Annotated in this window: 21 protein-coding genes and 2 pseudogenes; 18 read left to right on the forward strand and 5 right to left on the reverse strand. The window is 41.2% G+C overall.

The genetic code is table 11. The annotated features are described in order from the left end of the window. Positions 1-14: 14 nt before the first annotated feature. A complete protein-coding gene (gene mutL / locus IQ19_RS11630; RefSeq protein WP_144542575.1) occupies positions 15-1,919 on the forward strand; it encodes a DNA mismatch repair endonuclease MutL in 1,905 nt (634 codons plus the stop codon). A gap of 531 nt (positions 1,920-2,450) precedes the next feature. Here mutL and mreBH read toward each other — a convergent pair. Further along, entirely contained in the window at positions 2,451-3,458 is a 1,008-nt protein-coding gene (mreBH, locus tag IQ19_RS11635) for a rod-share determining protein MreBH (RefSeq protein WP_144542576.1), read from the reverse strand. 272 nt (positions 3,459-3,730) lie between these two features. Here mreBH and miaA point away from each other — a divergent pair, with 272 nt between their 5' ends. The 5 genes from miaA to IQ19_RS11660 all read left to right on the forward strand — a co-directional run bounded on the left by miaA (position 3,731) and on the right by IQ19_RS11660 (position 7,515). Continuing rightward, the gene (miaA, locus tag IQ19_RS11640; RefSeq protein WP_144542577.1) at positions 3,731-4,693 is read left to right on the forward strand and encodes a tRNA (adenosine(37)-N6)-dimethylallyltransferase MiaA; all 963 of its coding nucleotides are present in this window, start codon (positions 3,731-3,733) and stop codon (positions 4,691-4,693) included. Positions 4,694-4,720: 27 nt separating this feature from the next. Further along, positions 4,721-4,954 (forward strand): RNA chaperone Hfq, encoded by a 234-nt coding sequence (hfq, locus tag IQ19_RS11645; protein ID WP_026583335.1) that lies wholly within the window; start codon positions 4,721-4,723, stop codon positions 4,952-4,954. Positions 4,955-5,519: 565 nt separating this feature from the next. Continuing rightward, entirely contained in the window at positions 5,520-6,470 is a 951-nt protein-coding gene (gene spoVK / locus IQ19_RS11650; protein ID WP_144542578.1) for a stage V sporulation protein K, read from the forward strand. 112 nt (positions 6,471-6,582) lie between these two features. Beyond that, entirely contained in the window at positions 6,583-6,816 is a 234-nt protein-coding gene (locus IQ19_RS11655) for a glutaredoxin family protein (RefSeq protein ID WP_144542579.1), read from the forward strand. A 267-nt stretch (positions 6,817-7,083) separates the two neighbouring features. After that, complete coding sequence (locus IQ19_RS11660; protein WP_144542580.1) at positions 7,084-7,515, forward strand: VOC family protein; 432 nt, start codon at positions 7,084-7,086, stop codon at positions 7,513-7,515. A 47-nt stretch (positions 7,516-7,562) separates the two neighbouring features. Here the strand turns inward: IQ19_RS11660 and IQ19_RS11665 are convergent, their stop codons facing one another. Continuing rightward, entirely contained in the window at positions 7,563-8,168 is a 606-nt protein-coding gene (locus IQ19_RS11665) for a trimeric intracellular cation channel family protein (RefSeq protein WP_144542581.1), read from the reverse strand. Between the two features lie 573 nt (positions 8,169-8,741). Here IQ19_RS11665 and hflX point away from each other — a divergent pair. From hflX to glnA, 4 genes are all read left to right on the forward strand, one after another. Then, entirely contained in the window at positions 8,742-9,998 is a 1,257-nt protein-coding gene (hflX, locus tag IQ19_RS11670) for a GTPase HflX (protein WP_144542582.1), read from the forward strand. A gap of 13 nt (positions 9,999-10,011) precedes the next feature. After that, positions 10,012-11,283, forward strand: coding sequence for a methionine gamma-lyase family protein (locus IQ19_RS11675; RefSeq protein WP_144542583.1), 1,272 nt, complete (start codon positions 10,012-10,014; stop codon positions 11,281-11,283). Positions 11,284-11,681: 398 nt separating this feature from the next. Beyond that, complete coding sequence (locus IQ19_RS11680) at positions 11,682-12,089, forward strand: MerR family transcriptional regulator (RefSeq protein WP_110065595.1); 408 nt, start codon at positions 11,682-11,684, stop codon at positions 12,087-12,089. A 42-nt stretch (positions 12,090-12,131) separates the two neighbouring features. Next, positions 12,132-13,466 carry a type I glutamate--ammonia ligase gene (gene glnA / locus IQ19_RS11685; RefSeq protein WP_144542584.1) on the forward strand — a complete coding sequence of 445 codons (1,335 nt, stop codon included), beginning with the start codon at positions 12,132-12,134 and terminating at the stop codon, positions 13,464-13,466. 116 nt (positions 13,467-13,582) lie between these two features. Here glnA and IQ19_RS11690 read toward each other — a convergent pair. Further along, a pseudogene (locus IQ19_RS11690) lies at positions 13,583-13,953 on the reverse strand (tyrosine-type recombinase/integrase); the annotation flags it as partial. Between the two features lie 350 nt (positions 13,954-14,303). Here IQ19_RS11690 and IQ19_RS11695 point away from each other — a divergent pair. The 7 genes from IQ19_RS11695 to IQ19_RS28955 all read left to right on the forward strand — a co-directional run bounded on the left by IQ19_RS11695 (position 14,304) and on the right by IQ19_RS28955 (position 16,762). After that, positions 14,304-14,696: an HK97-gp10 family putative phage morphogenesis protein gene (locus IQ19_RS11695; protein ID WP_144542585.1), complete on the forward strand. Its 393-nt coding sequence runs from the start codon at positions 14,304-14,306 to the stop codon at positions 14,694-14,696. Further along, positions 14,697-15,005: a DUF3168 domain-containing protein gene (locus IQ19_RS11700; RefSeq protein ID WP_144542586.1), complete on the forward strand. Its 309-nt coding sequence runs from the start codon at positions 14,697-14,699 to the stop codon at positions 15,003-15,005. A gap of 82 nt (positions 15,006-15,087) precedes the next feature. Then, complete coding sequence (locus IQ19_RS11705) at positions 15,088-15,609, forward strand: major tail protein (RefSeq protein WP_144542587.1); 522 nt, start codon at positions 15,088-15,090, stop codon at positions 15,607-15,609. An 83-nt stretch (positions 15,610-15,692) separates the two neighbouring features. Next, entirely contained in the window at positions 15,693-16,028 is a 336-nt protein-coding gene (locus tag IQ19_RS11710) for a hypothetical protein (protein ID WP_144542588.1), read from the forward strand. Positions 16,029-16,063: 35 nt separating this feature from the next. Then, on the forward strand, positions 16,064-16,372 hold the full coding sequence (gene gpG / locus IQ19_RS11715; protein WP_199749448.1) for a phage tail assembly chaperone G: 309 nt from the start codon (positions 16,064-16,066) through the stop codon (positions 16,370-16,372). A gap of 108 nt (positions 16,373-16,480) precedes the next feature. Beyond that, positions 16,481-16,603, forward strand: coding sequence for a phage tail assembly chaperone GT (gene gpGT, locus IQ19_RS29275; protein WP_415801894.1), 123 nt, complete (start codon positions 16,481-16,483; stop codon positions 16,601-16,603). 36 nt (positions 16,604-16,639) lie between these two features. After that, positions 16,640-16,762 carry a hypothetical protein gene (locus IQ19_RS28955; protein ID WP_277875326.1) on the forward strand — a complete coding sequence of 41 codons (123 nt, stop codon included), beginning with the start codon at positions 16,640-16,642 and terminating at the stop codon, positions 16,760-16,762. Positions 16,763-17,216: 454 nt separating this feature from the next. On the opposite strand, the pseudogene IQ19_RS28460 reads toward IQ19_RS28955, so the two are convergent. Next, positions 17,217-17,492, reverse strand: a pseudogene (locus IQ19_RS28460) (tyrosine-type recombinase/integrase); the annotation flags it as partial. Between the two features lie 186 nt (positions 17,493-17,678). Next, positions 17,679-18,491 carry an FkbM family methyltransferase gene (locus IQ19_RS11725; RefSeq protein WP_144542589.1) on the reverse strand — a complete coding sequence of 271 codons (813 nt, stop codon included), beginning with the start codon at positions 18,489-18,491 and terminating at the stop codon, positions 17,679-17,681. Positions 18,492-18,957: 466 nt separating this feature from the next. Between IQ19_RS11725 and IQ19_RS28960 the strand changes: the two genes are divergently transcribed. Continuing rightward, a complete protein-coding gene (locus IQ19_RS28960; protein WP_277875327.1) occupies positions 18,958-19,092 on the forward strand; it encodes a hypothetical protein in 135 nt (44 codons plus the stop codon). Positions 19,093-19,393: the final 301 nt, after the last annotated feature.

The following is a 19,393-nucleotide window of genomic DNA, read 5'->3' on the forward strand; positions in this document are numbered from 1 at the left end:
CAGGGGGTGACGAGATGGGGAAAATCATACAGCTGGATGACTCGCTTTCAAATAAAATTGCAGCCGGTGAGGTGGTTGAGCGGCCTGCATCAGTAGTTAAAGAATTGATGGAGAACTCGATTGATGCCGGGAGCACAATTATTGAAATTGAAGTGGAAGAAGCTGGCCTGGCAAAAATCCGGATCATCGATAACGGCGACGGAATTGAAGAAGATGATGTCCTTAACGCTTTCCATCGTCATGCCACAAGTAAAATAAAGGATGAAAATGACCTTTTCCGCATCCGCACGCTCGGATTCCGCGGAGAGGCATTGCCGAGTATTGCGTCCGTTTCGCGGATCGAGATGAAAACCTCGACTGGCGAATCCGGCACACGCTTGGTCACTGAAGGCGGAAAAGTAGAAGTGGTGGAAAAAGCTCCTGGCAGAAAAGGGACCGATCTCACCGTGACCGATTTATTTTTCAATACGCCGGCCCGTCTGAAATATATGAAGACGATCCACACCGAGCTAGGCAATATTACCGATGTGGTGAACCGGCTGGCGCTTGCCCATCCAGAGGTCGCCATCCGCCTGATCCATAATGACCGCAAACTGCTGCAGACGAACGGGAACGGCGATGTTCGCCAGGTGCTTGCAGCGATTTACGGGCTGAACATCGTAAAAAAGATGGTTCCAATCGAAGCGAGCTCGCTTGATTTTAAAATAAACGGCTATGCAGCATTGCCGGAGATTACAAGAGCATCACGCAATTATATCTCCACTATGATCAACGGCCGTTTTATTAAAAACTATTCGCTTGCAAAGGCGATTCAGGAGGGCTATCATACCCTTCTGCCGATTGGACGCTATCCAATTGTGCTGTTAAATATTGAAATGGATCCTTTGCTTGTTGACGTCAATGTCCATCCATCCAAAATGGAAGTGCGCCTGAGCAAGGAGCATGAATTGAATGAGCTTGTATCAGGTGCACTAAAGGCAGCATTTAAAAAGGAAGAGTTGATTCCGTCCGGATTTACGCAGCCGAAGAGCATGAAGCCAAAGTCGGAGCAGACTGCTTTGGAGCTGGATCACTTGCCGGAGAAGGAAGAGCGGCCTGATCCTGTTCATTCTTATGTTCGTGAAAATAGGGAAGAGATTGTTCAGGATAGCCCGAGGAGTTTTTCAGCGGAAACCGTTGTTTCTGATCCCGTATCAATCCAGAAAACTCCGCACGAGGAAAAGCCTCCAGTAGAAGTGTTTCCAAAAGAAGGTATGCATCTTTTCCAGCAAGAAGAACCGAGGGCTTCAGGTTTAAATTCATTTTTTTCCGAACCTCCTAAAGAGCAGGAACCATCCAGAGTTCCGCCGCTCTATCCGATCGGGCAAATGCATGGGACCTATATTTTTGCCCAAAATGATAGAGGTTTGTATATTATCGATCAGCACGCCGCCCAGGAGCGGATCAAGTATGAGTACTTTAAAGAAAAAGTCGGCCAGGTTGAAAGCGAATTGCAGGAAATGCTTATTCCGCTGACGTTTGAATACTCGACTGACGATTATATAAAAATAGATGAACATAAAGCTGAGCTTGAGAAAGTCGGAGTCTTCCTGGAGCCGTTTGGTTATAACAGCTTTATCATCCGTTCTCATCCGCAATGGCTGCCAAAAGGCGAGGAACAGGAAATCATTGAGAATATGATTGAACAGCTTTTAGCGATGAAGAGAGTCGATATTAAAAAGCTGCGAGAGGAAGCTGCAATCATGATGAGCTGCAAAGCTTCTATTAAAGCGAACCAGCACCTGCGCAATGATGAAATTCAGGCACTGCTGGATGAATTGCGCCGGACATCCGATCCTTTCACATGCCCGCATGGCCGCCCGATTATTATTCATTACTCTACTTATGAAATGGAGAAAATGTTCAAGAGGGTAATGTAGAGAAGACGCTGAACCCAAATGGGTTTGGCGTTTTTTTTGTATGGTTGGACAATAATCATATTATGTAAACAAGGGTGGATGGAAAGAGGTACAACTACCCATTTCAGGGGATTAGCGGCGAAAAGTCCTCAAGGCAAAAGAGAAAGGTAGTTAATCGGAGTGATTAACGACGAAAAGTGCTCTAGGCAAAGAGAAAAGGTAGTTAATCGGGTGATTAACGACGAAAAGTGTTTGTACTAAAGGAAAATGGTAGTAAATCCGGGGGATTCACTACGAAAATTGCTCTTGATAAGCAAAAATGGCATATTCCTCAAATTCTCCAGCACTATTCCGTCCGATTAGTTCCCATTAGAAGCCATTTCCCCAGCTTTTTCACTATTCCATCTGGTTGATTCCGGTTAAAACCAATTTGCCGAGTTCAACTGCACTTTTCCCTTCCGATTGATTCCCGTTTCTCCTTATATCTAACAACGAAAAGTGTTCTAAATAAAAAAAACACCCATTTCGCAAAATGGATGCTCTTCCTTTAAATTATCTTACCAATGTATGCAGCTTATCAATATATTTTAATGCAACCCCTGTACCAACTGCTACAGATTCAAGGGGGTTTGGAGCAAGGTGTACTGGCACGACGATTTCTTGTGATAGCCAATCCTGCATGCCATTAAGCAGAGCGCCGCCTCCGGAAAGAATAACACCGCGGTCAACGATGTCACCGCTCAGTTCAGCAGGACTGTCCTCTAAAGTGGCACGGATGGCTTCAAGAATATGCAGGAGAGCTTCCTTCATTGCATCGCGTACCTCATATGAAGACAATGTGATCGTTTTTGGCAAACCAGTCACAAGGTCCCGGCCGCGCACTTCCATTGTCAATTCTTCGTGGTCGACTAATGCATAGCCAATTTCCATTTTAACTTGTTCCGCTGTTCTTTCTCCAATAAGGACATTGTATTCTTTGCGTACATGCTGAATGATGTCATCATCGAGTCTGTCGCCGCCGATGCGGATGGAGTGGCAGGCTACGACGCCGCCAAAGGAGATGATGGCTACTTCAGTTGAACCGCCGCCAATATCTACAACAACGTTTGCTACCGGCTCATCAACAGGCATGCCTGCACCGATTGCAGCTGCTACGGGTTCTTCAATAAGATGTACCTTTTTTGCCCCAGCATTTCGCACTGCGTCCTGAATCGCTCTTCTTTCTACAGAGGTAGATCCAGAAGGAGTACATACAACCACGTTAGGCTTTCTGATCGCAAATCCGACTTTTTTCGATGCTTTTCTCATTACTTGGCGAAGCATTTCTGTTGTTGTATCATAATCTGCAATAACCCCATCTTTAAGTGGACGGATTGCGACAATACGTCCTGGTGTTTTACCGATCATTTCTTTGGCTTCTTTACCAACTGCTAACACTTTTTTCGTTTCTGTGTCAATTGCAACAACAGAAGGTTCATTTAAGATAATACCCTTTGTTTTACTATAAACAAGGATATTTGCTGTTCCTAAATCAATACCAATTTCAGATGTATTTATCATGAATTATTCACCTATTTTCAATTTATAAAGTCACAATATAACCTTCTAATAAATTAACATGAATTTGGGGGCCAACCTTCGTTTGTTATGGAATCGTTAAAAAAATGTAATCTTTCATGAAAATTTTAGGAAACTTGTCGAATAGGAAGGGTGAAATCTGTTTATACTGCTTAGATGTTCTGTTTTTATCAAGAATGGTAAAATGATACCTGAAAAATTTTCCTGCATTATGGTAGGATAGTGAATAGAACGGCAGTAAAGGCAGTGAACAGATGAGTGAAAAAGAAAAGCTTGTAGTGCTGATTGGCCCTACAGCAGTCGGTAAAACAAAATTAAGCATTCTTCTTGCAAAAAGGTTTAATGCTGAAATTATCAGCGGCGATTCCATGCAGATATATAAAAGTATGGATATAGGCACCGCCAAGATTACAAAAGAAGAAATGGAAGGTATTCCACATCATCTCATTGATATCAAAAATCCGGAAGACCCTTTTTCTGCAGCAGAGTTCCAGGAGCTGGTCCGCAGAAAAATCTCTGACATCACTTCCAGAGGTAAACTTCCGATGATCGTAGGGGGCACCGGGTTATATATTCAGTCAGTCATTTACGATTATCAATTTTCGGATGCTCCTTCAGATGACGAGTTCAGACAGAAGCTGGAGGAACGCGCGGAAGGAGAAGGAAACGAAGCGCTTTATAAAGAGCTTATGGCAATTGATCCGGAAAGCGGAAGCAAAATCCATCCCAACAATATCCGCAGGGTGATCCGGGCACTGGAAATTTATCATTGTACAGGAAAAACAATGTCGGATTATCAGGAGAACCAGAACCCTGAACTTCTTTATGACACTGCACTGATCGGGCTAACCATGGATCGGGAAAAATTGTATGAGCGCATTAATCTGCGCGTCGACATCATGATGAAGGAAGGGCTGCTGGAAGAGGTGAAATCCCTTTATGAACAGGGATTAAAGGATTGCCAGTCCATTCAGGCCATCGGATACAAAGAGCTGTATGAATACTTCAATAGGCGTGTTTCCCTTGAAGACGCCATAGGAAATCTGAAGCAAAATTCACGAAGATATGCAAAAAGGCAGCTAACCTGGTTTCGAAACAAGATGAATGTGGAATGGTTTGATATGTCCGATACAGCAGACCCTCTTGAGTTTGAAAAAAAATTCGCTGAAATTTCTTCTCATATTGAAGGAAAGCTGAAAATAAAATCGAATACATAATGATAGAGATAAAAGAGGAGGATTATTATGAAATCAGCAATCAATATTCAAGATCAGGTTCTAAACCAGCTACGCAAAGACAATACAAATTGTACCGTATTCCTATTAAATGGATTCCAAATTAGAGGCCAAATTAAAGGCTTTGATAATTTCACCGTTTTATTTGAGTCTGAAGGCAAGCAGCAGCTTGTTTATAAGCATGCAATTTCTACATTCGTTCCACAGCGCAATGTTCAGCTGGACTTGGATAACCAGCAATAATATACCCCGTATCAAAAAGAAAGCCTGCTTCGATGGAAGCGGGCTATTTTTATTTTTACAACTGCAGTTTAAGTCAAAAACTTTTAATGAAATGCTGATAGCTTGAATACATATAGATATGGGAATGTATAGCTGTTAAGAGGCGGACCTCTGTCCGGGCTCAAAGGCTTCATTTCACTTTATCCCGCATATTAACAGGCAGTAAGTCCCCCACTTAAGTGTTTGAGGCCAAAGATAATGCTAAGTGGGGGGATCAACTGCACATAAAAGCCCGATTAAAAGAACTCAGACTAAAGACGCCACATCCATGTGGCAACGTCTGAATGACCCGCATCCTGCGGGCCTCAACTAACCATCAGTGGGGAAAAACCTCTACTGATGGAAGTTTCACCTTATTTCTCGGGAAACCGCATGAAACGACATCCCCGTATCAATCGTTGCTGAAAAGAGCGGGAAATTGTCGTTAATTAGCCTTAAAACCGTAATCTGGCGGAAACATATAGGCTTTTTTCACAACGATTACTTCTAAGCGTATACTGTGCCTAAGAATGTGAGGTGATAGCTTTTGGACCAGCCGATTCGCTTGAAAAATAACGGACAAATCAGCATCGTCCTAAATTCACAGAAGCGAAAAACATACACAAAAGAACTTCCAGAATCTCAAGTGGTTCCAAAGGCCATTCCGCCTGAGCATGCAGCCCTGAAAGAAATTGAGGAAGAACTTGGTGCTCTTGTAGGAATGGAAGAGATGAAGAAGATGATCAAGGAAATTTATGCATGGATTTATGTTAATAAAAAGAGGGAAGAAGCCGGCCTGAAAGCAGGAAAACAAGCACTCCATATGATGTTTAAAGGAAATCCGGGAACTGGGAAAACAACGGTTGCCCGATTAATAGGAAGGCTTTTTCAAAAAATGAATGTATTATCAAAAGGGCACCTGATTGAAGCCGAGCGGGCAGATCTCGTCGGCGAATATATTGGGCATACGGCTCAAAAAACGAGGGACCTGGTGAAAAAAGCAATAGGGGGTATCCTTTTCATCGATGAAGCCTATTCTTTGGGCAGAGGCGGGGAAAAGGATTTCGGCAAGGAAGCAATCGACACACTTGTGAAACACATGGAGGACCGCCAGCATGAGTTCATCCTTATCTTAGCTGGGTATTCAAGGGAAATGGATTATTTCCTCACTTTAAATCCAGGTCTCCACTCCCGTTTTCCGCTGGTAGTTGATTTCCCGGACTACTCAATCGAGCAACTGTTGGAAATTGGACAGAGAATGCTGAAAGAGCGGGAATATACGTTAAGCCATGAGTCTGAAAAGAAGATGAGGGAGCATTTGCATTTTGTAAAAAATACTCTAAGTCCAAACAGCTTTTCAAATGGCCGCTATATCCGCAATATCATTGAAAAATCAATTCGGGCACAGGCAATGCGCCTGCTCATGCAAAACAGCTATGACCGCCACGATTTAATGACAATCAGAAGCAATGATTTAGTGTTTGAAGAAGATGAATAAGGGAACAAAGATCAATAAAAAGACAGTGTCATACAGTGTTGACATTGTTTTTTTATTGAGTTATTATACCATTAGGGGTATAAAAGAAGTGGTTTAGAGGAGGAATTTAATAATGAACGATATTACTGTTTACACAACTAATACATGTCCTTATTGCACAATGGTGAAAAACTTCCTGGATCAGCAAGGTTTATCTTACAAAGAGGTAAACGTCCAGCAAGACCAAAGAGCGGCGCAAAAGCTGGTTGAAACTACTGGCCAAATGGGCGTACCGCAAATCAATGTTAACGGCAAATGGGTACTTGGTTTTGACCCTAACAGCATTATGGCAAATGTAAAGCAATGATCGAAAGAGAAAGGCCTGTTCACAACGTGAGCAGGCCTTTTTTGTAGAGGTAATTGTGAACTATCAGAATAAACGGTGATAACTTGCGAACAACTGGCCCGAATTTACGAATAACAGGAAATTTAGCGAACAAATAGGCCAAACTTGCGAACAACTGGATGAATCTAGCGAATCACACGGAGGTGCAATCCCCAGATCTTCCTAAAAATAAAGGAAAAAATATTCTTAAGCCGAATACATACAAAAAACAATCCAGGAGGTATCAATATGGTTCCGCAAAGAGTTAGTTTAGTAACGGTAGGCGCATTTAATTTGCCTGCATTAAGAAGCTTTTATCAAAAGCTGGGCTGGGAAGAAACAAGCATCAGTTCGGATCAGTATGCTGTCTTTAAAACAGCGGGTGTCCTGCTGTCATTATTCCCGGTTGAGGAATTGGCTAAGGATGCAGGAGTTGAAATTAAGCCTTCATCAGGTACCTACAATAATATTACGCTGGCTATCAACGTAAATTCTCCCGAAGAAGTCGATTCCACAATGGAACTGATACGGGAAGCCGGCGGAAAAATTCTTCGTGAACCAAGTGACGCATTTTGGGGAGGGCGCACAGCTTATTTTACAGATCCGGAAAATAATTTATGGGAGCTGGCCTGGAATCCGGATTCCATTTTTGACGAACGGGGAGCAATGCTGTCTTTCTAAAATAAAATAAAAAGCATCGGCGCAAAGCCGATGCTTTAATCTAATCCTTATCTGATTCCCAGCCTCTTAACCGGAAGCTTCCATTTATATGTGTAGGATAAAACCCTTAACGCGGTAATAATGACAAACAATGAGTATAGCTCAGCTGAAGAAACCGCAATTCCCAGCCCGATGGCTGCGCCGCAAAGGATGGCCCAGACAGCATAAATCTCTGATTTCAGTACCAGCGGGTTTCTGCGTGCAAGCAGGTCGCGGATGATTCCGCCGCCGCTACCTGTTAGGACAGCAGCCACGATGACCGCGCTTAATGGATGGTTCATTTGAGTTGCGTACAGCGCTCCTTGAATGGCAAATGAGGATAACCCGATTGCATCAAAGAAATTGCCCCATCTTTGCCAGTGTTTAAGCAGGTTATTTGGGAAAAGCATTACTGCTGTGATGGACAAAAGAGCAATTTGAAAAAATAACCCCTGTTCCCAAAGGGCAGAGACCGGTACGCCTATTAATAAATTCCGGATGGCTCCCCCGCCGAAAGCGGTGACGATTCCGAGAATGTATATACCTAAAATATCGTATTCTTCTTCCATGGCCACGATTGCGCCGCTGACCGCGAAAGCAATGGTGCCAATCATACTTAAAACTTCCCAAGTCATAGCCATTTCTCCTCTTGATGAATATCTCGCACTCTATCTTATTTAAACCCTATTAATATAGGTAAATTCTTTTCAAACAATATGATTTTAACACGGAAAATTAGAAATACAACCCTTTTGTTCTGCATGTGTAAGCTTTTTTACAAAGAAGCCCCAAAAGGCTTTAGGAAAGCCGTAAAAATTAGTATTTACAAAATTTTTTTGATATGATGTTATCAATCAGAAAGCAGAAGCACAGCTGATCGGAACGATTGGCTTCCCGGCTTCTTTTTAATATCAAGCTTATAATTGAATTTAGATAACTGTCTAGCTTCAGGCCCCGTCGGCTCGAGGTCTTTAAGCCATTCGCTCCTGAAGGCAAAGAACGCCTTCTGTCAGCGTATGTCTTAAGCTTTAGGCTCGCAGGACAAGAAAGGCTGCGTCAGCAAATTCATCGCACGACCAAAAGCGTCAGCTTTTGGGAGGATGCGGGTCATGCAGACGTTGCCACAGGACGTGGCGATTTTAGTCTGCGCTCCTCGTTGGCGGGGCGCCTTGCGCTTTTCTAATACATGTATGAAAGAGGGATGCTGATTGGAACAAAAGCCAGAATACGAAAAAGTTATTCTTGTCGGCTGCCATACAGAAGAAGATGACCAGCGCTTTGAATATTCCATGGAAGAATTGGAGTCCTTAACGGAAACCGCCAATGGAAAAGTATTAGCTTCCATTACACAAAAAAGAGAACGGATTCATCTGTCTACATATATCGGCAAAGGGAAAGTGGAGGAACTGGCTGCTCTCCAGGAGGAATTGGAAGCAGATATCATCATTTTTAATGATGAGCTTTCACCAAGCCAGGTGCGAAATCTTTCGAATGAACTGGATGCCAGAATCATTGACCGCACTCAGCTGATTTTGGATATTTTTGCACAAAGGGCACGCTCCAAAGAGGGGAAGCTGCAGGTCGAACTTGCGCAGCTCCAGTATCTCCTGCCTCGTCTGTCCGGACAGGGTATCCAGCTTTCAAGGCTTGGAGGGGGAATTGGCACAAGAGGTCCGGGTGAGACGAAGTTGGAATCTGACCGCCGCCATATCCGCCGGCGCATTGATGATATTAAGACACAGCTAACTGTCATTGTTCAGCACCGCGACAGATACCGTGAAAGAAGGAAGAAAAATAAAGCCTTCCAAATTGCACTTGTCGGTTATACGAATGCAGGCAAATCAACCATTTTTAACAGACTTTCAGAAGCTGAGTCCTATGAGGAAAACCAGCTATTTGCGACACTTGACCCGATGACGCGCAAGCTGATTTTGCCTAGCGGGTTTATGACGCTTGTGACAGATACCGTTGGGTTTATTCAGGACCTGCCAACGACTTTGATCGCCGCCTTCCGTTCAACTCTTGAAGAGGTGAAGGAAGCGGATCTCCTTCTGCATGTCGTGGATATGTCGAATCCTGATTATTTCCAGCATGAGCAAACGGTCAATAAACTAATAGAAGATTTGGAAAATGATAAAATACCGCAATTGACAGTATATAATAAGAGAGATTTAAGGCACCCTGATTTTGTCCCGACAGCCAAGACGGAAACCATTCAAATCAGTGCCTTTGAGGTAGAGGACCGCAATGAGTTAAAACGGAAAATTGAGCAAATGATTCTGGGTATGATGAAGCACTACCATGTCGAAGTGCCTTCAACAGAAGGGAAGCTTCTTTCCCAGCTCAAGAATGAAACCATTTTGCGCGAATTGTCGTTCCATGAGGAAAAGGAATTGTATGTTTGCAAGGGCTATTACCTCGAGGATCACCAAATATCAGGGCCTTTAACGAAATATACCGTATAGTTAGGAGAACACCATGTTTCAACAGTTATCACAAGGGGAAAAGCTCCAGCCGATCGTCAGGGAAGTGGAGCAGCAAATTTCACATGTACTGCAAAGTATTGACCAGAGAATTGATGATAATCAATTCCGTGTCCTAAACAGTTTTCAATATTTTAAAGTAAGCGATTCTCATTTTACCCCATCGACTGGCTATGGATACGATGATATTGGCCGAGATACGCTTGAGGAGATATACGCGGAAGTGTTTGGAGGGGAAGCGGGCTTAGTCCGGCCGCAAATCATTTCTGGCACTCATGCCATTTCCATCGCCCTTTTTGGGGTTCTGCGACCAGGTGACGAATTGCTATATATCACTGGCAAGCCTTACGACACACTGGAAGAGATTGTCGGGATACGCGGAACAGGAAATGGCTCATTAAAAGAATTTGGCATCGGCTACAATAGTGTGCCGCTAATGGAAGAAGGAAGCATTGATTACCCAGCAGTGGAAAAAGCAATCAAGCCGAACACAAAAATGATTGGCATTCAGCGCTCCAAAGGGTATGCAACAAGGCCTTCTTTTACAATTGAACAAATCGAAGAGATGATAAGATTTGTAAAAGAAATTAAGCCTGACGCAGTAGTTTTTGTAGACAATTGCTATGGAGAGTTTGTAGAAGACCGGGAGCCATGCCATGTTGGGGCGGATCTGATGGCAGGGTCGCTTATTAAAAATCCAGGCGGTGGCATTGCCAAGACGGGCGGCTATATTGTCGGAAAAAAGGAATGGGTCGAGGCCTGCTCATACCGGATGACATCCCCGGGGATCGGGGCGGAAGCCGGCGCATCCCTATATAGCCTTCAGGAAATGTACCAGGGCTTTTTTCTGGCTCCGCATGTGGTTGGCCAGGCACTTAAAGGAGCGGTTTTTACAGCAGCGGTGCTTGAGCGCCTTGGTATGAATTCCTATCCAAAATGGAATAGCAAAAGAACCGATCTTATTCAGTCCGTTCAATTTGATGATAAAGATAAAATGGTGGCATTTTGCCAGGCGATCCAATTTGCCTCGCCTGTCAATTCCCATGTCACAGCTTACCCAGCATACATGCCGGGCTATGAAAATGATGTAATCATGGCTGCAGGTACATTTATCCAGGGAGCCAGCATTGAATTAACGGCTGACGGGCCAATCAGGCCGCCATATGTTGCGTATGTGCAGGGCGGGCTTACTTATTCCCATGTGAAAATGGCAGTCTGCATTGCTTTAAACCGTTTGCTGGAAAAAGGTTTAATTGAAATAGAATAGGTGAATATAAAGAAGGACAGCTACCTAGTTAGTTGTCCTTTTCTGTTTGAAGCTTGCTGTTTTGGTAATCTGTTGATTGGAGCGAAGGCACGAGCTCCTCGTAAATGCATTTGCATTTCCTTTGTGCGGTGTTTATTCAAGGATGCTTGTTCAAAGTCCTGCGGGAGAAGCGAGTCAAAGGGAGACCCAGCAGACGCGTAGCGTCGAGGAGGCTTCCGGACCGCTCGCGTTCGCTGATTGCCTATAGGGGGAAATCAACAGACAAGGTAAAAGAGCATAAAAAAACAAAAGCAAAAATTTTTTGAAAAAAACATGTAATAAAAGCTAACATCCAGTTGACAGATTATCTTACATTACATATAATAATCTCAAGAAGTAATAAAAAGGGGGAGAAATAGTTGACTGGAAGTGAAATTCGACGCTCCATGCCGCTTTTCCCAATTGGTACTGTCATGCAGCTAACCGATCTGACCGCTAGGCAGATTCGCTACTATGAAGAACACCAATTAATTTCTCCAGCTAGAACAGACGGAAATAGAAGACTTTTTTCCTTAAATGATATTGATGTCCTTTTAGAGATTAAAGATTTGATTGACCAGGGTGTCAATATGGCCGGGATCAAACAGCTATTTTTCGTAAAAGAACAGCAAGCAATATCAGAAAATATGAAGAAGCAAGAAGATAAAGCGAGACGCGATCTTTCTGATGAAGAAATTCGGAAACTCCTTCGCAAAGAAATTGTGCAGGCTGGCCGATTTAATCGTTCATCACTGCGTCAAGGCAACATGCACCGCTTTTTCCATTAATAAATAAAAAACACTCATGTAAATTTAAGGGAGGAAATACCATTGGCAAAGTTCACTAAAGACGATATTAAACGCATTGCAGAAGAAGAAAACGTAAAATTTGTCCGTTTACAGTTTACGGATATTCTAGGAACAATCAAAAACGTTGAAATTCCAATCAGCCAGCTTGAAAAAGCGCTTGATAACAAAATGATGTTTGACGGATCTTCCATCGAAGGCTTCGTACGTATTGAAGAATCAGATATGAATTTATATCCTGACCTTGATACATGGGTGGTATTCCCTTGGACAGCGGAAAAAGGAAAAGTTGCGCGTTTGATCTGTGATATCTACAATCCGGATGGAACTCCATTCCTTGGTGACCCTCGCAGTAACTTAAAACGTATTCTAGGTGAAATGGAAGAGTTAGGCTTCACAGATTTCAATCTTGGACCTGAACCAGAATTCTTTTTATTCAAGCTTGATCCTGCTGGAGAGCCAACTCTAGAGCTAAATGATAACGGAGGATATTTCGACCTTGCTCCAACAGACCTTGGTGAAAACTGCCGCCGCGATATCGTGCTTGAGCTTGAAGAAATGGGCTTTGAAATTGAAGCGTCCCACCATGAGGTTGCACCTGGACAGCATGAAATCGACTTTAAATATGCGGATGCCTTAACAGCTTGTGACCAAATCCAGACGTTCAAGCTTGTTGTTAAAACAATTGCCCGCAAGCATGGCCTGCATGCGACATTCATGCCAAAGCCATTATTCGGTGTAAACGGATCAGGTATGCACTGTAACGTTTCATTATTCAAGGATGGAAAAAATGCATTCTTCGAAGAAAATGGCGATTTGCAATTAAGTGATACTGCCCGTCAATTCATCGCAGGTATTGTAAATCATGCGACTGCGTTTACAGCAGTAACAAACCCAATCGTTAACTCATATAAGCGTTTGGTTCCTGGTTATGAAGCACCTTGCTATGTTGCATGGTCTGCTCAAAACCGTTCACCGCTAATCCGTATCCCGGCTTCCCGCGGCATTAGTACACGTGTTGAGGTCCGCAGTGTTGACCCTGCTGCAAACCCATACCTTGCAATGGCTGTATTATTAAAAGCTGGCCTTGATGGAATTAAGAACAAAATGACTCCTCCAGCACCAGTTGACCGCAACATCTATGTAATGAACAAGCAAGAGCGTGTAGAAGAAGGAATCAAGGATCTTCCAGCTACATTGGCAGCTGCCCTTGATGAACTTAAGAATGACGAAGTAATCGTTTCTGCTCTTGGGGATCACATCTTCGAACACTTCATTGAAGCAAAAGAAATCGAGTGGGATATGTTCCGTACGCAAGTGCATCCATGGGAGCGCGAGCAGTACATGAGCATGTACTAAAAAAGTAAACCCCTTGACACCATTGGTGTTGAGGGGTTTTTGTTTTCGGGCAGAAATTTTAAAAAAGTTATGTTTTTTGCTTTGGCCGAAAAATGCCCGATTTTAATGCAAAAAAATTATTCAAGGACATTTTTCATGTATTCCTCGAATTTACTCATTCTTTCAGTTTCAATCTTTTTACTAATAGGCGAATAAACATCTGCAGTTATTTGAATACTTCCATGCCCCATCTCTCTTGGATGTATTTCATGTCTGCCCCTGCTTCTAATTGGAGAACCGCATGAGTGTGTCTTAATGAGTGGATTGGTAAAGAGGGAAGATCACACTTCTTCAGTATCCTAGAAAATGAGTTAAATAAACTGAACTTTGGCATGTAATTTCCATCATTCCTACATAAAACTAAATTTAAATCAAAGTGATAATTATCATTTAATGCAGTCTTATTTTGATTCTGATATTTCTTGTGGAAGTTTAGATCGTTTGCCATTTAAATATAAGCCACCTAGGGTTAATTCCGGGGATTTGCGTACGCCAGTACGTTTTTACGAGTTCGCTCCTAATGATGGCCCTGAACCAGGGGAGAATGAAAAGAGATTATTAGTTGGGATATAATCATCCTGCGATTCACGTATTGTGATCGTCAAATCAGATAATGTCCCATTTGCTTTAGCTGTCTCTAAATCTCTTAACCAAACACTATCTAGATTTGCCCAAGCTTCATATAATGTATTTGTCTATTGATCATCCAATTTATCAAAATAAACGGTACAACGTCAAAAGTGTTCAGCCTAATATGCAAAACAAGGACTTTATCACTGTTGTTGCGGGGCTGACAGAATGAGCGTAAATGTTAGAGGACAAAGGGAACTGATAGCTGACCTGGAGCGTCGTTTAGGGAAAGAGCGGACGCAACAAATAAGTGACAGGGCTTTAAAAAAAGGAGCACAAGTCTTTGTCAGGGAGTTAAAGAGTCAATTTGAGGCCTTTAAAGATACAGGGGCATCCATTGAAGAAATAACTGTTTCGAATCCAATGTCGGTTGCTGGTGTTCGAACGATTAAAATCCACTGGCGAGGACCTAAAGGTAGATTTCGAATCATTCATTTAAATGAATGGGGAACAGTGAAAAATCCAAATCCACGAGGTAAAGGGGTTATAGCGAGGACAATGCGAAATGCTGAAAATGCATATCGTCAAGCCGTTATACAAGCTATAAGGGAGGGGGTTTAAGTGGATATGCTAGATAAAATTTATCAGGAATTAATAACTGACGAATATATTAAAGAGCAAGCTTCTGGACGAATCAAGTTTTATGAATATCTGGCTACTGGTAATGTGACCGGTCCATATATCGTTATTGATCCCTTAAGCCCTCCCATCCCTTCCGATTACGGAGATAATGAGCCTATTTCTGATGAATACCTTTACCAGGTGGATGTTTGGACCAAAAATCGAAAAACAACTAAAGAAATTGCCAAAAGAGTTCAGGCAGTCATGCGGTCACTTTGGTTATGGCATTTATGGTGGCGGTGTGGATGAATATGATAGAGATACCGGCATCTTTCGAGATGCCCGGCGTTATAGGGGAAAAGATTATTTAATTTAGAGGAGTGGAATGAGCATGGCAAAAGAAAAAGTTTATAGAGCATCCACAGGAGTAGATGAATTTTACTACGGTGAAATTGGGGATGGGATTACTGCAGCATATATCGAGAGAGTAAAGTTTTTACAAAATATCAATATAGAAATGCCACAAGAAGTGGTTCGTGCATATGGTGACAATAGGACCGCCGAAATGGCTGTTTCGAATGGTGACATTTCAGTCACTTCAGCGTTCCATAAAATCCCGATTGAAGATAAACAAAAGCTATTGGGTTTGGAAACAGTTGAAGGCCTTACTGCTATGGGGAGTACAGACAATCCATCATATGTAGCGGTAGTCTTTGCAAAGACATATGAAGATGGTTCAAAGGAGTATGTGGGTCTTCCGAAAGGATTATTTACTCGTCCCAACATTGCAGGACAAACAAAACAGGATGGAGTGGAATTTTCAAATGAAGAAATCTCTGCACAATTTATGGACCGTGAAGTAGAAGGTTTTTCAGATGAAAAATCTGTTGTCTTTGCTTACGACAAGAAATGAGAAACAAACAATCGTAATGCACTATTCCAAAAGATCTTTGGTATGCCATATCCAGGAACAGTGCCGGAAGGAGCGTAATGTAGATGGCTAAAAAGAAAATAGAAATCCCAGAAGAAAAAATTGAGGACTCAGTAGAGGAAAAACAAGTAGAACAATTAGAGGAAAAACAAGTAGAACAATTAGAGGAAAAACAAGTAGAGCAATTAGAGGAAAAACAAGTAGAACAATTAGAGGTTGAACCACCAAAGAAATATATTGTTGTCCATGATTTTAAGGATCTAAAAGATAATAATGCGATTTACATTAAAGGGGATATTTATCCCAAAGGTGATGATGTTGTCGTTGATGATCAGCGTATTAAAGAATTATCAACAACAAAAAACAAAATCGGAAAAGTACTAATTAAAGAGCAGGATTAACTCCCTGCTCTATTTTTTTTATAGGAGGAATTTTAGTGGTTAATTTAAAACGAAATATGATTGAGCTTGTTAAAGAAATTAAAGAGGGTGAGATTGTTACTGAAAAATATATCACTCCAGTGTTTATTCCATTCTCAGTAGTTTATGAAGCAATCGATATGACACAGGAAATTGATAAAAGCGAAGAAAATAAAACTACTGCCTCTGAAAAAGAGTTAATCGAAAAATTTCTTGATTTTGTTGCAAACAAGATTTACAAAGGTCAATTTACTAAAGAGGATCTGTTCAATGGTCTTCATGCTCCAGATGGAATCCGTGTGCTTCAAGAGCAAATCTATTTGTAGCTCAAGGACGTCAGAATGATGAAACAAAAAAGTTCCTGGCGAAGAAGATTTGAGTGATGCCGACCGCAAAAACAAAAAGAATATATGGACAAGTTAATTATGGCGCTAATGAAAGAGAGCAAGGACATAAGCGAAATTTTAAACATGCCATACCATTTTGTGGTTGAACTCCTTAAAGAGAGAAACAAACCAAGACAAGAAAAATCCTTAATTTCCGTATTTGGAGGTTAAGGATTTTTTTATTGAAATAGAGGGGAGGGTGAAAAAATGCAAAGAATTGAAGGTCTTTCAATTGGACTTGATTTAGATTCCACTTCCCTAAACCGTGGACTTACTGGTTTAAAGGGTAGGCTGAGAACCGTAAACAGTGAAATGAAAGCGAAGGTTTAGGAAAAGGTGTTAATGGAGTCATCGGCGGTGTCAACTGGGTCCTAGGGAAAGTAGGTATTAAAAACCTAGTTCCCTTTTGGACAGTTCCTCAATATGCCAAAGGAACAGACAATCATCCAGGTGGACCTGCAGTTGTAGGAGAAGAAGGAAGAGAGCTTGCTCATGTTCGGATGTTGGATATGCGATGCTTGGGGAGAAAGGAGCTCAATTCTTGAATCTGCCAAAAGGAACTTCTGTCCTCCCAAATAAGAAACAGAATATTTACTGAAAGGTTTCTTTCTGGGCTATGCAAACGGGACGGGGTGGTTGTCTAATGCTTGGAACAATACCAAAAAAGCAGCAAGCAAGATCATTTTACTGGGTCACTCTAGTTTGGTATTAAGGGTTTTTTTATTGTTTAGCCAAAAAAAGGTAATTTTTGGAATCTGATTTATGACCAAATTTTGACCAAACTTTAATCTAATATTTTACTCATACAGGCTTCATATTTGTTTTTGTGTCTTTTTCGATTTTTTACTGATATGTGCATAAACATCTGCTGTAACTAGAACGCTGCTATGACCTAACCTTTCCTGTACGTATATTTCATATCTTCTAACAAGACAACTGCATGTGTGTGCCTTAGTGAATAGATGGGCAGGAGAGGCAGACCAGCTTTTTTAAGAATACGTGAAAAGGCATTAAATAAAGTAGATTTTGGCATGACATTTCCGTCAGTTCTACAAAGCACTATGACTACCTTCTTCATATATCTTTCTATTAATTTAATCAAATTTTTGATATCTAAAACGAATTCATCTTAATCCGGTAAATTCTTTATTGTCAAGGAGGATGATCAAATCATTATCTAAAAAATACATGCTATCCCTTTTTCATAAGAGATGTGCTTGAATTTATGTTTTTAGCACTGGAGTTTCTATAATTTTCCTGTTAGGACAATGTCATAATAGCGAATTGCTGGTGAAAGCACATCAAAATCTGTGATTATTTTCTCCTTGGTAGTCGGGGAAGTTGTATGGGAAGGAAGTTTGCTTATCATACCTGTCTCTGAAAACTGAGCAATGATATTTTTTACATCCTTTTTTGAAGTGCCATGTCGAAGCAAAAGATAGGGACAATATTCAATAATGACCTTGGAATAATGATTCATTAGCGGCAAGCAGGTTTCAAGAATTTCAAAATCTGCTCCTTGCGTATCGATTTTAATCATATCAAAGAATTTTGGGGCCTTCTCCCCTAAACATTGTTTTAGAAACGGCACAACATTTATGGCCTGAACACGTGTTGGCAAGCTGCTAAAACTGTTCAGATCCGAATCTGACTGTAACGGCTTTGATGTACGATGGTCACCATAATTTTTGTTATTCTGATAGAACGAAATAAAATTCTGCTTCTTTCCTAAAGCATAATTGAAAGTATAAATATTCCTAACATTATTCAAAACAATATTGATATTCAATAATGAATAATTGATGGGGTCAGGCTCAAAGCAATAAATCGTTGATGCTGGTTCAAGTTTAGCTAAAATGATGGAAATGGCACCAATATTTGCTCCTGCATCAAGTATGTGACTCTCTGGCTGAATCATGGATCGTAAATAGCTTAAATTATTGGAATCAAAAACTCTTCCAGCCCGTAATTCCTGGCCAATGATTTTGTCCCCTTCATGTGTCATGAATTGAAATGGAATACCAGCATACAATACCTTTGCTATTGTAAAAGGCTTCAATGCATTCTCCTCCTAACTTATCCAAAATGGATTGCTATACCTGTAGCTAGAGCTTTTTAATAACCCCTATTTAACTTAAAAAGCAGTTTATGATTATGATGCTAAACTACGTCTATCGAAAGCTCTTGAAAGGAATAGGCTTTTCCCAAAATGCCTCTCTTTCCTCAAAATATTCAAGAAGAAGAGTATTGCTACACATTCCGTATATAATAGGTGTCTTTCCAGTACTTGGTGCTGCTTGAAAACTATGAAGATAGCAAGTTAAACTTGTTTTTTTATTGCAGGGCATGTACCGCTTCAGATTAAAAAAATTTATTATTTTAAACTATGATTCACTCATTCTGCGTGTAACTGATTTCTACCAAAGAGCTGAGAAAAGTTGGGGCAATAATATTAAACAAGCGGCCAAAGTTGGAAATGTATTTTATCCGATTGCAGGAAATCAGAGTTTTACAAGGTTTAACATGTGCAGTGTATCCACATCAGCGGCAGAGAGATTCAAAAGATATTGCTGCATATCAAGAAGGAGCTCGATGAAAGAAGTGGTTTAACAGAAATGTTTGAAGTGAGTCATGTGGATGAACTGCCAGCCAAACAATAACACTTCATTGGGGAGAATAGAGCTGTGAGAAGGAAATGAAAAAATGTTTTTTTCTAATATCTCCTTAAAATTAGTTTTGGGGAGAGTGGATAATTTTGCTTTTAAAAGGTAAATCACCTTTAATTAGTCGAATCTGTTTAACAAATTCCGTAAATCACTTACTTCATTCCAAGCAACCTCCCTCAATACACTTTGTTGTTATTAAAGAATTATTTTTTTGAGGAAGTTAGCGTTATGTCAGTGCAAAAAAGGGTTCTTAATTATGAAATTATTGGACAAAGATATAAGCAAATATAAAGGA

This window comes from Cytobacillus oceanisediminis, assembly GCF_007830235.1.
GTDB lineage: Bacteria > Bacillota > Bacilli > Bacillales > Cytobacillaceae > Cytobacillus > Cytobacillus oceanisediminis.

Coding starts and splice junctions, on each gene's coding strand:
- mutL (WP_144542575.1), top strand. CDS start 15: ATGGGGAAAATCATACAGCTGGATGACTCGCTTTCAAATAAAATTGCA.
- mreBH (WP_144542576.1), bottom strand. CDS start 3,458: ATGATAAATACATCTGAAATTGGTATTGATTTAGGAACAGCAAATATC.
- miaA (WP_144542577.1), top strand. CDS start 3,731: ATGAGTGAAAAAGAAAAGCTTGTAGTGCTGATTGGCCCTACAGCAGTC.
- hfq (WP_026583335.1), top strand. CDS start 4,721: ATGAAATCAGCAATCAATATTCAAGATCAGGTTCTAAACCAGCTACGC.
- IQ19_RS11655 (WP_144542579.1), top strand. CDS start 6,583: ATGAACGATATTACTGTTTACACAACTAATACATGTCCTTATTGCACA.
- IQ19_RS11660 (WP_144542580.1), top strand. CDS start 7,084: ATGGTTCCGCAAAGAGTTAGTTTAGTAACGGTAGGCGCATTTAATTTG.
- IQ19_RS11665 (WP_144542581.1), bottom strand. CDS start 8,168: ATGACTTGGGAAGTTTTAAGTATGATTGGCACCATTGCTTTCGCGGTC.
- IQ19_RS11675 (WP_144542583.1), top strand. CDS start 10,012: ATGTTTCAACAGTTATCACAAGGGGAAAAGCTCCAGCCGATCGTCAGG.
- IQ19_RS11695 (WP_144542585.1), top strand. CDS start 14,304: ATGAGCGTAAATGTTAGAGGACAAAGGGAACTGATAGCTGACCTGGAG.
- IQ19_RS11705 (WP_144542587.1), top strand. CDS start 15,088: ATGGCAAAAGAAAAAGTTTATAGAGCATCCACAGGAGTAGATGAATTT.
- IQ19_RS11710 (WP_144542588.1), top strand. CDS start 15,693: ATGGCTAAAAAGAAAATAGAAATCCCAGAAGAAAAAATTGAGGACTCA.
- gpGT (WP_415801894.1), top strand. CDS start 16,481: ATGAAAGAGAGCAAGGACATAAGCGAAATTTTAAACATGCCATACCAT.
- IQ19_RS28955 (WP_277875326.1), top strand. CDS start 16,640: ATGCAAAGAATTGAAGGTCTTTCAATTGGACTTGATTTAGATTCCACT.